Raw genomic sequence first — 13,577 nt, 5'->3', positions numbered from 1 at the left:
TGTCTGGGTTCACGACATAGGCGACAGGTGATCGGCGACACGTGAGTCGCGTCATAGGCGACAGACTCAGGCATGTCGAAGCATCGCGTCGTCGTGTTGAAGATCATCGCCGGACAGCTCACAGTGACCGCCGCTGCGTGCGAGTACGGGCTCTCCCGCCAGTATCTCCACGTGCTGCTCGCCCGCTACCGTAAAGAGGGATTGGATGGCCTCGAGCCACACTCGCGCGCTCCGCTGACTTCGCCCCAGACGACGACCACCCGCGTCCGCGACCGTGTCATCGAACTGCGCCAACAGCTGACCTCGAACGGGCTCGATGCCGGCCCGGTCACGATCGCCTGGCATCTGCGAGAAGAAGGCCTACGAGCCCCGTCGACGTCCACGATCCGCCGGATCCTGCACACCGCTGGGCTGGTCACCCCCGAGCCGCGCAAACGCCCCCGTTCCTCCTACCTCCGTTTCGAAGCCGCCCGACCGAACGAGACCTGGCAGTCCGACTTCACCCACTGGCCCCTCGCGGACGACACCGACGTCGAGATCCTGAACTGGCTCGACGACCACTCCCGAAAACTGCTGTCCTGCACCGTCCACCACCCCGTCACCGGCGACGACGTCGTCACCACGTTCCTCACCTGCATCGACACCCACGGGCCGCCCGCGTCCACGCTCACCGACAACGGACGCGTCTACACCGCCCGACACGGAGGAGGCAGAAACGCCTTCGAATACACGCTCGCCGCGCTCAGCATCGTCCAGAAGAACGGTTCCCCGAACCACCCCCAGACCCAGGGCAAGATCGAACGCTTCCATCAAACCCTGAAACGCTGGCTCGCCGCCCGTCCCCGCGCCCGCACCGCGGCCGAGCTGCAGACCCAACTCGACGAGTTCCGCGAACACTACAACACGCGCCGACCGCACCGCGCGCTCGACGGAAGAACCCCGGCCGACACCTACGCCGCCTCCCCAAAAGCCGCCCCCACCGGGACCCCAGACACGGACCGGACGCACTACCGCCTCCGCTACGACCACGTCGCCGCCGACGGGAAGATCAGCTTCCGCCGCGCCGGGCGCATGCACCACCTCGGCATCGGCACCACCCACCGAGGCAAACGCGTCATCATCCTCGCCGACGAACACAGCACCACCGTGATCTCCCTCAACACCGGAGAGATCATCGCGACCAACACCATCGACCCAAGCAAAAGCTACTGGCGCAACAACGAGAGAGAGCCCGGCCGATGGCCGGACTCTCTCTCGTAACTTGTCACCTATGTCGCGACTCAGATGTCAACTATGTCCCGACTCATCACATCGGTGGACCCAGGGGGATTCGAACCCCCGACCTCTTCATTGCGAACGAAGCGCGCTACCAACTGCGCCATGGGCCCGTGAACTCGAACAGCCTAACACGACGGCACAGGCCGACCGCTCATCGGAGGCCGCGGTGCGGGCAGCCGGGCGTGTCGGGTCCGGCTCAGCCGGCGGCGCGCTGGGCGAGCAGCTGCCGCACGTGCGCCTCGATCTCGGCGTCGTCGACGTAGCCCATCCGCGCGTACGGCGACTCCTGGGCGGCGGGCGTCTCTGCGGGGACGTGGAGCTCCACGGGCGCCGCCGGGGCCAGCTGCTCGGCCTTGCGCTGCAGCTCGGCCGCGCGTGCCGCCTCGCGGGCGAGGGTCTGCGCGTCGATCGTGGCGCGTGCCGCGTGGGCGCGGGATCCTGCGACGGAGACGAGGGGCTCGGGCAGCGTGCGCGGCGACCAGGTGCGGGGGCCCTGGTCGTGCAGCTCCGCCGTCTCAGCCGGGGCCGTCACGACGGCGGGAGCGGCGGCGACAGGCGTCGAGCGGCGCGCGGCGCGGGCGGCGACGACGGCCATCCGCTGCAGCGTGATGACCGCGAGCACGAGTGCGGTGCCACCCGCCCAGAGTAGCAGCGGCTCGCCCGAGGTCAGCTGCTGCCAGACGCCGACGCCGAGCGCGGCGAGCGAGAGCACCAGCAGCGTGCTCGCCACGAGCCGGGTGCGACGACGGGCGCGGGCGCGGCGCAGGGCCGGATCCGCGCGCGCCACGGCGAGCTGCTCGCGCAGCCGCTGCAGATCGGCCTGCTCGCGCTCGGCCTGCAGCTTCCTCGCCAGCCTCTGCTGTGCGAGGGCGGTGCGGGCGGTCAGCTCGAGCTGCACCTCGCGAGGCGCCTCGCTGGTCTCGGCGAGCACGCGCAGGGCGCGGTTCAACCGCAGTGCGTTGCGTTCGGCGGCGTCGTACTGGTGCTGTCCCCGCCAGGACGGCAGGAAGTACAGCAGCCACAGCAACGCCGCGACCAGGACGATCACGCCCCCGCTCAGCACCGGCCCGTTCATGCCCCCCACGGTATGCGACACAGGGTACGACGGACCGCAGACACGCGCACGGCCCCGGTGTCCGCGGACCCGAGTAGTGTCGCCACGTGGCCTCGTTCACCCCGTTGCAACGGCTCGTCATCGCGGTCGCGGTACTCGCCTCGTTCGTGACGTTTCTCGACGGCACGGTCGTCACCGTCGCCCTGCCCGCGATCAGCCGTGAGCTCGGCGGCGGCATCACCACCCAGCAGTGGGCGGTCGACGCGTATCTGATCACGCTCAGCGCGCTGATCCTGCTCGCCGGATCCGTCTCCGACGCCTACGGGCGGGTCACGGTCATGCGGATCGGACTGATCGCGTTCGGCATCGCGTCGGTCGCGGTGGCCGCGTCGTTCACCCCGCTCGTGCTCGTCATCGCGCGCGCCGCGCAGGGCGCGGCCGGGGCGCTGCTGGTGCCGAGTTCGCTCGCGCTGATCACCGCGGTCATGCGCGGCGAGGTGCAGTCGCGGGCGATCGGCGTGTGGACCGCGTTCACGACGGCGGCGCAGCTGGTCGGGCCGCTGCTCGGCGGGCTGTTCGTCGACCTGCTGTCCTGGCGTTTCGTGTTCCTCATCAACGTCCTGCCGATCGCCGTGAACCTGATCCTGCTCTCCCGCCTGCACCTGCCGGAGCCGGCCCGGGGCACCAGGGTGGACTGGCTCAGCGGGGCGCTCTGCGCTCTCGGACTCGGCGGCGTGGTCTACGCCCTGATCGAGCAGCCGCACCTGGGCTGGGCCTCCCCCGCGATCATCGGCACCGGGGTCGGCGGCGCCGCGCTCGTGGTCGTGTTCCTGCTGCGCCAGCGCCGCCCGCAGCCGCTCCTGCCGCTGTCCCTGTTCGGGGTGCGCAACTTCGCGTGGGGCAACCTGTCCACCCTCTTCGTCTACGCCGCGCTCTCCCTGAACGGGTTCGTGATCGGCGTGTATCTGCAGCAGGGCGCGGGGCTCAAGGCGACCCAGGCGGGACTCGCGAGCCTGCCGATCACGATCCTGATGATCCTGCTCAGCTCGCGCGCCGGACGCTGGTCCGGCCGGTACGGTCCGCGCCTGTTCATGACGGCGGGGCCGCTGATCATGGCCGCGGGAGCGCTCCTGCTGCTCACCGTGTCGGAGAGCTTCGACTACTGGTGGCAGGTGCTGCCCGCGATGATCGTGTTCGGGCTGGGCCTCGCGCTCACGGTCGCCCCGCTCACCTCGGCCATCCTCGGCTCCATCGACGAGAGCCGTTCCGGCATCGCCTCGGCCGTGAACAACGCGGTGTCCCGCGTCGCCGGGCTCCTCGTCGTGGCCATGCTGTCCACGATCGTCGGCGGCAGGCTCGATCTGGCCGGCTTCCACGACGCCGCCCGGGTCACCGCCGCGCTCATGGCGGTCGGCGGGATCGTGTCCTGGCTCGGGATCCGCCGGCCCGTTCCTGAGCGCGCGCCCGAGGCCGCCGAGCGCTGACGCTCAGCCGGGCAGGCCCGCCGACGGCAGGTCGGTCGGCGGCACGTCCGCCCAGTCCGCCGGGACGCGCCCCTGGGACCAGCGCGCGAGCACGCCGTCCGGCACGTCCTCCCGCACGAGCGAGAACGCGAGGTGGTCGCGCCAGTCGCCGTCGATGTGGATGAAGCGGCGGCGCACGCCTTCATACCGGAACCCGAGCTTCTGCACGACGCGCAGGCTGGGCCGGTTCTCCGGTCGCAGGCAGATCTCGATGCGGTGCAGGCCGAGCTCGGTGAACGCCAGGTCCGTCGCCATTGCGACCGCCGCAGGAGTGATCCCGTGCCCGGCGAACCGCTCGCTCACCCAGTAGCCGATGGTCGCCGAGCACAGCGATCCGCGCATGACGCCCCAGATGTTCAGCTGCCCGGCGACCTCTCCCCCGTACTCCATCACGAACGGGTAGCCGGTGCCGTCGCGGTGCTGCTGCAGCAGCCGGCGGATGCTCACCCGCATGTCGATGCCGGTCTGCGCGCCGGGCAGGGTCGCCTCCCAGGGCTGCAGCCAGCGCCGGTTGGTGAGGAGTTCGTGCTGCAGCGCGCGCGCGTCCTTCGGCCGGATGAGCCGGAGCTCGACCGGCCCGTGCCGCATCGTCAACGAGGCGTCCATGATGCTCCGCGGGCTCACAGACGGTCCGCGAACTCCTTGAGCCATTCGCGCAGGTCAGGACCGAGGTCGTCGCGATCGACCGCGAGCTGCACGATCGCCTTGATGTACTCCAGCCGGTCCCCGGTGTCGTATCGCCGTCCGCGGAAGACCACGCCGTGCACGCCGGGGCCGTCCGGGTCGGCGGCCAGCTCCTGCAGCGCGTCGGTCAGCTGGATCTCCCCGCCCTTGCCCGCCGGCGTGCGCTCGAGCACGTCGAACACGGTCGCCGGCAGCACGTACCGCCCGATCACGGCGAGGTTCGACGGCGCGTCCTCCTTCGCCGGCTTCTCGACGAGTCCGGTGACCCGGACGGCGTCGCCGTCGACCGGTCCGTCGACCGCGGCCGTGCCGTACAGGTGGATCTGATCCGGATCCACCTCCATCAGCGCGATCACCGCGGCACCGGTGCGCTCGTGCTCCTCGATCATCCTGGTCAGCAGCGGATCCCGCGCGTCCATCAGGTCGTCGCCGAGCAGCACCGCGAACGAGCTGTCCCCGACGTGCGTGCGCGCCCGCAGCACCGCGTGGCCGAGACCTTTCGGCTCGCCCTGTCGCAGATAGTGGATGTCGGCCATGTCGCTCGAGGCGACGACCCGCGCCAGCCGGCCGTGATCGCCCTTCTCCATGAGCTTCACCTCGAGCTCCGGCACCGAGTCGAAATGATTCGAGATCGCGTTCTTGTTCCGCCCGATGATCACGAGGATGTCCTCGATCCCCGCGGCGACCGCTTCCTCGACCACGTACTGGATCGCCGGCTTGTCGACGACGGGGAGCATCTCCTTGGGCATCGCTTTGGTGGCCGGCAGGAAGCGCGTGCCGAGTCCGGCCGCGGGGATGACCGCCTTGATGCGTGGCTTCGACATGCGCTCAGCTTAGTCACGAGGCTGCGCCTGGGCGCCCCTCGAGCGGCGTTGCGCCGCACGTCGGGCGCCCAGCCGTGCGCCGGTAGAATCGGGGGCATGCCGGGCGAGATCGACCACGCGAAGCGCGCGCTGCGGGCCGACCTCCGCGAGCGGCGCGCTCTGCTCTCCGACGCGCAGCGCGCGGCCGCCGAGGACGCGCTGACCGCACGGCTCGACGAGCTCGTCGCCGCGACCGGCGCCCGCTCCGTCTCCTGCTTCCTGTCCACCACGACCGAGCCGGGCACCCGGAGCTTCATCCGCGCGGCGGTCGCCCGCGGGATCAGGGTCCTGCTGCCGATCACGCGGGAGGACGGGCTGCTGGACTGGGCGGTGGCCGGGACCGACGACGAGATCGGCACCGGGCTGCACGGCCTTCCCGAGCCGGCAGGGGAGCTCCTCAACCCGCTGGCGCTGGACGAGGTCGATCTGCTGCTCATCCCCGCCGCGGCCGTGGACCGCAGCGGCATGCGCATGGGGTGGGGCCGCGGCTACTTCGACCGGACCCTCGGGTCGATGCAGAAGTGTCCCCCCGTGTACGCCGTGGTGTTCGACTCCGAGATCCTCGACGAGGTGCCGCGCGACGTGCACGACCAGCCCGTGACAGGTGCCGTCACACCCCGGCGCACCGTCGTCTTCCCCTTGTCCTGATCCGATATTGCGAGGTTCCATGCCCACCTACTCCTACGCCTGCACCGAATGCGGGCACCGTTTCGACGCCGTGCAGGCGTTCTCCGACTCCGCCCTCACCGAGTGCCCGGAGTGCGGCGGGAAGCTCCGCAAGGAGTACGGATCGATCGGCGTGACCTTCAACGGCTCGGGCTTCTATCGCACCGACTCCCGCGCGGGATCCGCGGCTTCCGCCTCGGCTCCGGCATCATCGAAGACGGAATCGACCGCGAGCGCAAAACCCGCGCCCGCCACCGCTGCCGCCTCAGGATCCTGAGGCCCGTCTCCAGGGGGAGAAAACAGACATGATCAAGGGTTTCAAGGAGTTCATCCTCCGCGGAAACGTCATCGACCTGGCCGTCGCGGTCGTCATCGGCGCGGCGTTCTCCGCGATCGTCGACACGGTCGTCAAGGGTCTCATCAACCCGCTCATCGCGTTTTTCTTCAGCGCGAAGGACCTCAATGGCCTGGTGTGGGACGTGACGAACCTCCAGGGCAGCCACACCACGTTCGCTTACGGCTCGATCATCGGCGCGATCATCAACTTCCTCGCCGTCGCCGTCGTCGTGTACTTCGCGTTCGTGATGCCGATGAACCACTTCAAGGAGCGTCAGGCCGCGAAGGCCGGCGTGAACGAGGAGAAGCCCGAGCCGCTGCCCACCGAGCAGGAGCTGCTGATCCAGATCCGCGACCTGCTGGAGCAGCAGAAGACGGTCTGATCCGCGCGGATCCGAAGCCCCGGCGCCTCTCGGCGACCGGGGCTTCGCCTGTCCGTCGGCCTGGCTCGAGACGAGGCGCTCAGTAGTGCGGCGGCACGTCGCGGCGCAGGCGGTCGTCGTTCGGACCCGGTCCGTCCCGAACCGCCTCCGGTGCGTCCGGCTCGAGCGCGCTCGGCTCTGCGGGCTCGGGCGTGGTGCCGGGCGCGGGGGTCAGCTTCGCGCGTCGCGAACCGCGCACCCGCACGACCCGCTGCCGCGCCCCGCCGCCTTCGGCAGGCGCCTCAGGCATCGGTCCCGTCGATGGGCTGGGTGTCGCCGTCCACGCGCGGCGCATCGCCGGTGATCCCGAGCACCTCACCGATGCGCAGGGCGACGCCGGCGGGGTCGCTGTACAGGTCGAAGGCGTGCACCCGGATGTAGTGCCAGCCCAGGCGGCGCAGCACCTGCGGCCGCAGCCGCAGCGTCTCCCGCAGCGACTCGGGGCGGGATTCCGGATCCGGCTCGATCACGACGGCCTTGCCGCGGTGCTGCGCGACCAGCGGCAGCAGGCCCCGGTAGTCGACGTCGACGGAGGCTCCGATGCGACGCAGCTCACGGGCGAGGGCGAGTGTGAGCGGATCCGCCTGGTCCTCCGCGCGCTCCTCACGGGAGTGCCCGGCGAGGTCGCCGAGGATCGACATGAGCGTCGCGGCCCCGTGCTCGAGTCGCCCCTCGTCGAACGAGGAGGGTCGGATCGACGAGACGATGACCATCGATCGCCGCGCCCTGGTCATGCCGATCGTGAGCAGGCGGTCGCCGTCCGGCGTGGACAGGTCGCCGAAGTCGCTGAGCACGCGGCCGTGCTTGGTGACGCCGTAGCCGAGCGACAGGATCACGCGGTCCCGGCTCTCCGCGGCCGCCTCCTCGAGGGTCAGCACCACGAACGGCTCCTGCGTGTCGCGTCCGACGAAGTCGGCGACGTCGGAGCGGCCGGCGAAGGCGGCGGACACCGCGGCGAACACGCGCTCGGCGTGCTTGCGGCTCGCGGTGACGACCATGAGCGACTCGGCCGGCCGGTGCACGGCGTGCTCGACGACGAGCGTGACCACGCGCGCCACCTCGGCGTCGGGGCTCTCCATCGCGCCGGTGACCGGATGCGGGATCCCCACGCCGCCCTCGACGTAATCCACGGCGAGGGAGCCCCGGCCGAGGTAGGAGCCGGCCCAGGGCAGCGACACGATCTCGCCGCCGTAGAACGCGTCGTTGATCAGCTCGGCGAGATCCTCGCCGCCCGCGCGGTAGCTGCGGGTCAGCGTGACGACCGGGAGCAGCTCGGAGAGCCGCTCGAACACGGACACCTCGTCGAACTCGGCCTCCTCGTCGCGGTCCTCCGCCGGGACGGTCGCCACGTCGAACGGCGTGGGCTTCTGCGCCACGGGGTCGCCGAAGGCGACGACCTGCCGCGCGCGACGGATCGCGGGGGCGGCCTCGGCGAGGTTGATCGCCGCGGCGTCCACGAGGATCACCGTGTCGAAGGCGGCCGTGTCGGGGATGTCCGGGACCTGATAGGGCGACGCGATCCAGACCGGCGCGAGCACACCCATGAGCGTGGGCGCCGCGGTCATCAACTCGGCGACCGTCGTCCGGTTCCGGGTCAGGGCGTGCCGCAGGTTCTGCGCCTCGGTGGCCTCGTCCACGATCGCGATCCGCCACTGACCGCTCAGCTGCCAGGCCAGCAGCGGCCCGGAGGCTGCGGCGTGCGCCTCGTCGACGAGACGGAAGTCGCGCTCGAGGCGGTCCACCACGGCGGTGTTCGCGCCGAGCAGCGAGCGGTTGTTCTGCAGCGCCTGCTCGAGCAGCGACTGCCACCACGCGAACTCGAGCTCGGCGGCGACGCGGTCCTCGGCGAGGTGCCGGGTGGACAGATCGATCAGCAGCGGCTCCAGCCCGAGCCCGGCGAGCTCGTCGCGGATCTTCGCGCGCTCGACGAGATTCTCGAACACGTCCGACTTGGCCGCGAGACCCGCGAGCGTGCGGACCAGCCGCGCGACCGGCAGCGAGGCGAGCGGCTCGCGGCGGCCCAGCGCGATGTCGAGCTCGGCGAGCTCCGCGTCGACCCGCTGCCAGGCGACGGACACGTCCGCGAGCCCGAGCGGGACCTCGGGGGCGACCCCGGCGTCGACGTAGCGCTGCCACTGCGTGCGCTGCGCCTGGATCCGGCTCAGCGCCTCGTGCATGTCGCCCACGTGGGCGCCGGGACGGACGTACTCCCTGGCGAGTCTGCGCAGCCGGCGGCGGTTCGCGCCGGTCATCGCGACCGTATCGCGCCGGGGGCCGTGCGCCTTGATCAGCTCGCCCAGGGGTCGCTCGAAGACAGCGGGGGCGAACCGGTCGAGCGAATCGCGGATCCCCTGCAGCAGGCGCAGGTACTCCCCCAGCTCGGAGACCGTGGAGAACGGGCGCATCCGGGTCTGTGCGACGAGCTCGTAGCCGTGCTCGAGCAGCTCCGGCACGCTGCGGGCGTGCAGCCGCTCGGCGAGCGCATGCGTGCGGCGCGCGTCCTCGGTGGAGGCGAAGACGACGCCGTACCAGGGCGAGTCGTCGGGACCGAACCGGAACTCGCCGAGCCGCGCGGCCTGGCGGAGTGCTTCGGCGGCGTGCGCGCGATCGTCCGCGAGACGCTGCAGCGCGTGGCGGCCGAGCCGCGCGGAGGTCGACGGCGGGGTCGGCAGCAGCGCGAGCCGGGTGAGCATCCTGGTCGCGTCCAGCACGCTCGCGCCGAGCGCCGGATCCTTCTCGGTGAGGGCCCGCCGGTAGTCGAGCAGCACGGTGCGCAGCCGCAGCAGCGCGTCGTCGATCTCGGCGAGCTTGGGGGCCGTGGCCTTCTCGTTGCGGCCGATCGCGCGCACGAGATCCCTCCGCACGGAGGCGGGCGACACCGCGAAGCCGTCCAGGCCGATCCCGCTCAGCCGGTGCCGCACGCCGTCGAGCGTGGAGCGCCGCGGCGAGACGACCAGCACGCGCTTGCCGGCGCGGACGAGCTCGCCGACCGCGTTGATCACGGTCTGCGTGCCGCCGGTCCCCGGGAGCGTGGAGATCGTGAGGGAGTGCCCGGCCGCGATCCGCGCCAGCACCTGCTCCTGCTCGGCGTCGGCGTCGAGGAGGAGGTTGTCCGAGGCCGGTGCGCGCTCGTCGGGCCCGGCCGCCGACGGCATGGGGCCGGGCGAGCTCACCCGCTCCCGGTCGGCGACGTGTCCGGCGAGCGCGTTGAGGACGGGGTGGTCGAGGTCGTGCGCGTCACGGGCCATCGCCGTGCCGACATCGGCGAACGTGGAGACCACCATGCGCGGCTGCACCGAGAAGGTGTCGATCGTGGCCGTCGCCGCGCGCAGCATGTCGATCGCCGCCTGCGGCGCGAAGACGCCGTTCTGGTAGGCGAGGGCCGCGAGACGGGCGTCGTCGATGGTGATCCCGAAGTGATCGCGCGCGATGCGCACCAGCTCCGGGTTGACGAAGAACTGGCCGTGCAGCTTCAGCTCGTAGTCGGCGTAGTGCCGGCGGATCGCGAGCGGGCGCAGCAGCATCGGGGCGGCGTAGTCGACGCCCCCGATCTTCCAGGTCGCCAGCCCCACCGCGAGGTGCACGGCGTCGAGTCCGCGCACGGTGCGCAGCTCGGTGTGCTTGGCGGTGATCCGGTCGGCGGCGAGCCTGGCCGTGCGCAGTCCCACCTCGTCGCGGAACAGGTTGGACAGCAGCGTCGACCGGCCGGTGATGAACTGCGGCAGGCTGCCAGGGTGGGCGCGGGAGATGTCGATCCCGGCATCGGAGACGTCCCGGTACGCGACGAGCGGTGACGGTCCGCCGAGCTCGGCGGATTCGGTCCTGAGCCGAGCGCGCTCCGTCGTCGCCGCGTGCTGGACCTCGACGCCGGGCTCGGCCACGCTGACGTCGCCGGGCGTCACGGACTTGTCCTCCGCCGTCTTGCCGTCACGTCGCCACACAGGACAAAGACTAGGCGCGTCGCCTGGGCGGAGCCGTCAGATCCGCCGGGTTTCGGGCATTTCCCTCCGGTTCTCCCTCCACAGCGGGCCTTTTCCACCTCGATCCCCCGGAATGGGCGGGGGCTCCCCGTGCCCGCTCGTCGTGGCTCAGGATGGGTGCATGACGTTCCGCTACGACTTCGCCGACACGCCCTTCGGCGACGCCCTCGTCGTGTTCTCCGATGACGGGGTGCTCGCCTTCGACCTGCCCGAGGGCATGCACCGCGACGCGCCCTGGGCGCTCGAGGCCACGGCGCGACGACTGCGCGCGCTGCCAGAGCCGGACCCGGGTGCCGCAGCCGGACTGGACGCCCTGCTGCAGGCGTACTTCGCGGGCGAGCCGGTGCGGTTCGACCACGAGGTGCGGCTCGACTGGCGGTTGGTCGAGGGCTTCACCCGCGCGGCGCTGCAGGCGGTCTGCGAGATCCCGTGGGGCGAGAGCGCCAGCTACGGCGAGGTGGCCGCGCACGCGGGCAGCCCCGGCGCCGCCCGCGCCGTGGGCACCGCCTGCCGCAACACCCCGTTCTCGATCATCGTGCCGGTGCACCGGGTGGTGCGCGCGGACGGCTCGGCCGGGCACTACGGCGCGCATCCGGAGCGCAAGCGGTATCTGCTGGATCTGGAGGCGGATTCCGCGACCCGGCGCCCCGCCTCGGCCTGACCGCGGGAGGACCCGTCCGCCCCGGCGTGTAGGCCGCCGGGGCGGACGCGCCTCTGCGCGGAGGAGCGTGCCGGGTGCGCGGTGAGCGCACCCGTTCTCCACAGCGGGCGGACGTCAGTGCAGGCGGATCAGTGCTCGACCGCCTTCTCCGCGCCGTAGCCGGTGAGCGAACGCACCTCCATCTCGGCGGCGAGTCGCCGATCCTCGGTACCCCGGTCCAGCACGGATCCCAGCCAGCCCAGGAAGAACCCGAGCGGGATCGACAGGATCCCGGGGTTGTCCAGCGGCCAGACCGCGAAGTCCGCATCCGGCAGGAACGACGTGGGCTTGCCGGAGAACACCGGCGACAGCACGATCAGGATGATCGCCGCCGCCAGCCCCCCGTACATGCTCCACACGGCGCCCTGGGTCGTGAAGCGTCTCCAGAACAGCGAGTACAGGATCGTCGGCAGGTTCGCCGATGCCGCGACCGCGAACGCCAGAGCCACGAGGAAGGCGATGTTCTGCCCCTGCGCTCCGATGCCGCCGAGGATCGCGAGCACGCCGATCACGATCACGGTGCGGCGCGCCACCCGCACCTCGCCGTTCGGATCCGCCTGACCGTCGCCGTTCCTGCCGCGCTTGACGACGTTCGCGTAGATGTCGTGCGCGAACGATGCGGCCGCCGTGATCGTGAGCCCCGCCACCACCGCGAGGATGGTCGCGAACGCCACCGCCGAGATGAAGCCCATCAGCACCGGACCGCCGAGGTGGAGCGCGAGCAGCGGCGCCGCGGAGTTCACACCGCCCGGAGCCGCCGTGATCGCCTGCGGTCCGACCAGGGCCCCCGCGCCGTAGCCGAGCACCAGCGTGAGCAGGTAGAAGATGCCGATCAGCCAGATCGCCCACACCACGGAGCGACGAGCCTCCTTCGCCGTCGGCACCGTGTAGAAGCGCATCAGCACGTGCGGGAGCCCGGCCGTGCCCAGCACCAGCGCGAGGGCGAGCGAGATGAAGTCCCAGGGATTGGCGCCGTACTTCAGTCCCGGACCGAGGATCGCGTCCTTCGGATCCGAGACCGACGCCGCCACCGCGCTCTCCAGGACGGCGTTCAGGTCGAAGCCGTTCAGCGCGAGCACCCAGAGCGTCATCGCGACCGCGCCGGCGATCAGCAGACCCGCCTTGACGATCTGCACCCAGGTCGTGCCCTTCATGCCGCCGATCAGCACGTACACGATCATCAGCACGCCGACCACCGCGATGATGAGCGATTGCCCGAGCCTGTCGCTGATGCCGAGCAGCAGCGAGACCAGGCCGCCGGCGCCCGCCATCTGCGCGAGCAGGTAGAAGAAGCACACCGCGAGGGTCGTGAGCGCCGCCGCCATCCGCACCGGCCGCTGCTTCAGCCGGAACGAGAGCACGTCGGCCATCGTGAACTTCCCCGTGTTGCGCATCAGCTCGGCCACCAGCAGCAATGCCACGAGCCAGGCGACCAGGAACCCGATCGAGTAGAGGAAGCCGTCGTACCCGTTGACGGCGATGGCGCCGCAGATGCCGAGGAAGGAAGCCGCCGACAGGTAGTCGCCCGCGATCGCGAAGCCGTTCTGCGGACCCGTGAAGCTGCGACCTGCCGCGTAGTAGTCCGCCGCCGTCTTGTTGTTCCGGCTCGCCCTGATCACGATGAACAGCGTCACCGCGACGAACCCGAGGAAGACGGAGATGTTCAGCACCGGATTGCTCTGCTCGAGCGTGGAACCCGCCGCGAAATGCACGATCATGCGCCGGCCTCCGTCTTCTCCAGTGTCTCGCGAATGCTCGCGGTCTGCGGATCCAGCTTCCGGTTCGCGAATGCGACATAGCCCATCGTGATCGCGAAAGTGGTCACGAACTGGCCGAGGCCGAACAGCAGACCGACGGTGATGTCGCCCCAGACCCGCTGCGCCATGAACTGCGGCGCGAATGCCGCCAGCAGGACATACACGAAATACAGATCAGGAACAGCACGGCGAGGGGGAACACGAAGGATCGATGCTCACCACGCAGCCTGCGGAACGGTTCCGATTCCTGCACCCGGAGATAGTCGATGGCGCCGGACGTGCGCTCATCAGTGGTTTCGGACATGGGGCCTCCT

12 protein-coding genes, 1 tRNA gene and 1 pseudogene are annotated in these 13,577 nt (G+C 71.0%); 6 read left to right on the top strand and 8 right to left on the bottom strand.

What is annotated here, in order from left to right; translation table 11 throughout:
• The first annotated feature begins 72 nt into the window (after window positions 1-72).
• Complete coding sequence (locus ACTJJZ_RS10290; protein WP_440719109.1) at window positions 73-1,260, top strand: IS481 family transposase; 1,188 nt, start codon at window positions 73-75, stop codon at window positions 1,258-1,260.
• A gap of 55 nt (window positions 1,261-1,315) precedes the next feature.
• Here the strand turns inward: ACTJJZ_RS10290 and ACTJJZ_RS10285 are convergent.
• Window positions 1,316-1,388 (bottom strand) — tRNA-Ala (locus ACTJJZ_RS10285).
• A gap of 86 nt (window positions 1,389-1,474) precedes the next feature.
• Window positions 1,475-2,353 carry a hypothetical protein gene (locus ACTJJZ_RS10280; protein WP_440721083.1) on the bottom strand — a complete coding sequence of 293 codons (879 nt, stop codon included), beginning with the start codon at window positions 2,351-2,353 and terminating at the stop codon, window positions 1,475-1,477.
• 86 nt (window positions 2,354-2,439) lie between these two features.
• On the opposite strand from ACTJJZ_RS10280, the gene ACTJJZ_RS10275 reads away from it, so the two are divergent.
• Window positions 2,440-3,816, top strand: a complete 1,377-nt coding sequence (locus tag ACTJJZ_RS10275; RefSeq protein ID WP_440721082.1) for an MFS transporter — start codon at window positions 2,440-2,442, stop codon at window positions 3,814-3,816.
• A gap of 3 nt (window positions 3,817-3,819) precedes the next feature.
• Here the strand turns inward: ACTJJZ_RS10275 and ACTJJZ_RS10270 are convergent, their stop codons facing one another.
• Window positions 3,820-4,443, bottom strand: a complete 624-nt coding sequence (locus ACTJJZ_RS10270) for a GNAT family N-acetyltransferase (protein WP_440721090.1) — start codon at window positions 4,441-4,443, stop codon at window positions 3,820-3,822.
• Between the two features lie 32 nt (window positions 4,444-4,475).
• Window positions 4,476-5,363: a UTP--glucose-1-phosphate uridylyltransferase GalU gene (gene galU, locus ACTJJZ_RS10265; protein ID WP_440721081.1), complete on the bottom strand. Its 888-nt coding sequence runs from the start codon at window positions 5,361-5,363 to the stop codon at window positions 4,476-4,478.
• Window positions 5,364-5,459: 96 nt separating this feature from the next.
• Between galU and ACTJJZ_RS10260 the strand changes: the two genes are divergently transcribed.
• Genes ACTJJZ_RS10260 through mscL form a run of 3 tightly spaced genes read left to right on the top strand, consistent with a single transcriptional unit; the run spans window position 5,460 to window position 6,787 of the window.
• Complete coding sequence (locus ACTJJZ_RS10260; RefSeq protein WP_440721080.1) at window positions 5,460-6,050, top strand: 5-formyltetrahydrofolate cyclo-ligase; 591 nt, start codon at window positions 5,460-5,462, stop codon at window positions 6,048-6,050.
• Window positions 6,051-6,069: 19 nt separating this feature from the next.
• Window positions 6,070-6,345: an FmdB family zinc ribbon protein gene (locus ACTJJZ_RS10255; RefSeq protein ID WP_440721079.1), complete on the top strand. Its 276-nt coding sequence runs from the start codon at window positions 6,070-6,072 to the stop codon at window positions 6,343-6,345.
• 28 nt (window positions 6,346-6,373) lie between these two features.
• Entirely contained in the window at window positions 6,374-6,787 is a 414-nt protein-coding gene (gene mscL / locus ACTJJZ_RS10250) for a large conductance mechanosensitive channel protein MscL (RefSeq protein WP_440721078.1), read from the top strand.
• A gap of 79 nt (window positions 6,788-6,866) precedes the next feature.
• Here mscL and ACTJJZ_RS10245 read toward each other — a convergent pair whose 3' ends face one another.
• A complete protein-coding gene (locus ACTJJZ_RS10245) occupies window positions 6,867-7,076 on the bottom strand; it encodes a hypothetical protein (RefSeq protein ID WP_440721077.1) in 210 nt (69 codons plus the stop codon).
• Window positions 7,069-10,767: an AAA family ATPase gene (locus ACTJJZ_RS10240; protein ID WP_440721076.1), complete on the bottom strand. Its 3,699-nt coding sequence runs from the start codon at window positions 10,765-10,767 to the stop codon at window positions 7,069-7,071. The genes ACTJJZ_RS10245 and ACTJJZ_RS10240 overlap by 8 nt, the downstream gene beginning before the upstream one ends.
• Window positions 10,768-10,927: 160 nt before the next feature.
• On the opposite strand from ACTJJZ_RS10240, the gene ACTJJZ_RS10235 reads away from it, so the two are divergent.
• On the top strand, window positions 10,928-11,467 hold the full coding sequence (locus ACTJJZ_RS10235) for a methylated-DNA--[protein]-cysteine S-methyltransferase (protein WP_440721075.1): 540 nt from the start codon (window positions 10,928-10,930) through the stop codon (window positions 11,465-11,467).
• A 128-nt stretch (window positions 11,468-11,595) separates the two neighbouring features.
• On the opposite strand, the gene ACTJJZ_RS10230 is transcribed toward ACTJJZ_RS10235, so the two are convergent.
• A complete protein-coding gene (locus tag ACTJJZ_RS10230; protein WP_440721074.1) occupies window positions 11,596-13,224 on the bottom strand; it encodes a solute symporter family protein in 1,629 nt (542 codons plus the stop codon).
• Window positions 13,221-13,567: pseudogene (locus ACTJJZ_RS10225) on the bottom strand (DUF485 domain-containing protein). The gene ACTJJZ_RS10230 and the pseudogene ACTJJZ_RS10225 overlap by 4 nt, the downstream one beginning before the upstream one ends.
• Window positions 13,568-13,577: the final 10 nt, after the last annotated feature.

Origin of the sequence: Microbacterium sp. 22242, from assembly GCF_052045495.1 — a bacterium.
Classification (GTDB): domain Bacteria; phylum Actinomycetota; class Actinomycetes; order Actinomycetales; family Microbacteriaceae; genus Microbacterium.
The sequence above is the reverse complement of the archived record's forward strand: the minus strand, read 5'-3'. Positions and strand labels throughout refer to the sequence as shown.

Coding starts and splice junctions, on each gene's coding strand:
- ACTJJZ_RS10230 (WP_440721074.1), bottom strand. CDS start 13,224: ATGATCGTGCATTTCGCGGCGGGTTCCACGCTCGAGCAGAGCAATCCG.
- ACTJJZ_RS10260 (WP_440721080.1), top strand. CDS start 5,460: ATGCCGGGCGAGATCGACCACGCGAAGCGCGCGCTGCGGGCCGACCTC.
- ACTJJZ_RS10255 (WP_440721079.1), top strand. CDS start 6,070: ATGCCCACCTACTCCTACGCCTGCACCGAATGCGGGCACCGTTTCGAC.
- galU (WP_440721081.1), bottom strand. CDS start 5,363: ATGTCGAAGCCACGCATCAAGGCGGTCATCCCCGCGGCCGGACTCGGC.
- ACTJJZ_RS10280 (WP_440721083.1), bottom strand. CDS start 2,353: ATGAACGGGCCGGTGCTGAGCGGGGGCGTGATCGTCCTGGTCGCGGCG.
- mscL (WP_440721078.1), top strand. CDS start 6,374: ATGATCAAGGGTTTCAAGGAGTTCATCCTCCGCGGAAACGTCATCGAC.
- ACTJJZ_RS10235 (WP_440721075.1), top strand. CDS start 10,928: ATGACGTTCCGCTACGACTTCGCCGACACGCCCTTCGGCGACGCCCTC.
- ACTJJZ_RS10290 (WP_440719109.1), top strand. CDS start 73: ATGTCGAAGCATCGCGTCGTCGTGTTGAAGATCATCGCCGGACAGCTC.
- ACTJJZ_RS10245 (WP_440721077.1), bottom strand. CDS start 7,076: ATGCCTGAGGCGCCTGCCGAAGGCGGCGGGGCGCGGCAGCGGGTCGTG.
- ACTJJZ_RS10270 (WP_440721090.1), bottom strand. CDS start 4,443: ATGCGGCACGGGCCGGTCGAGCTCCGGCTCATCCGGCCGAAGGACGCG.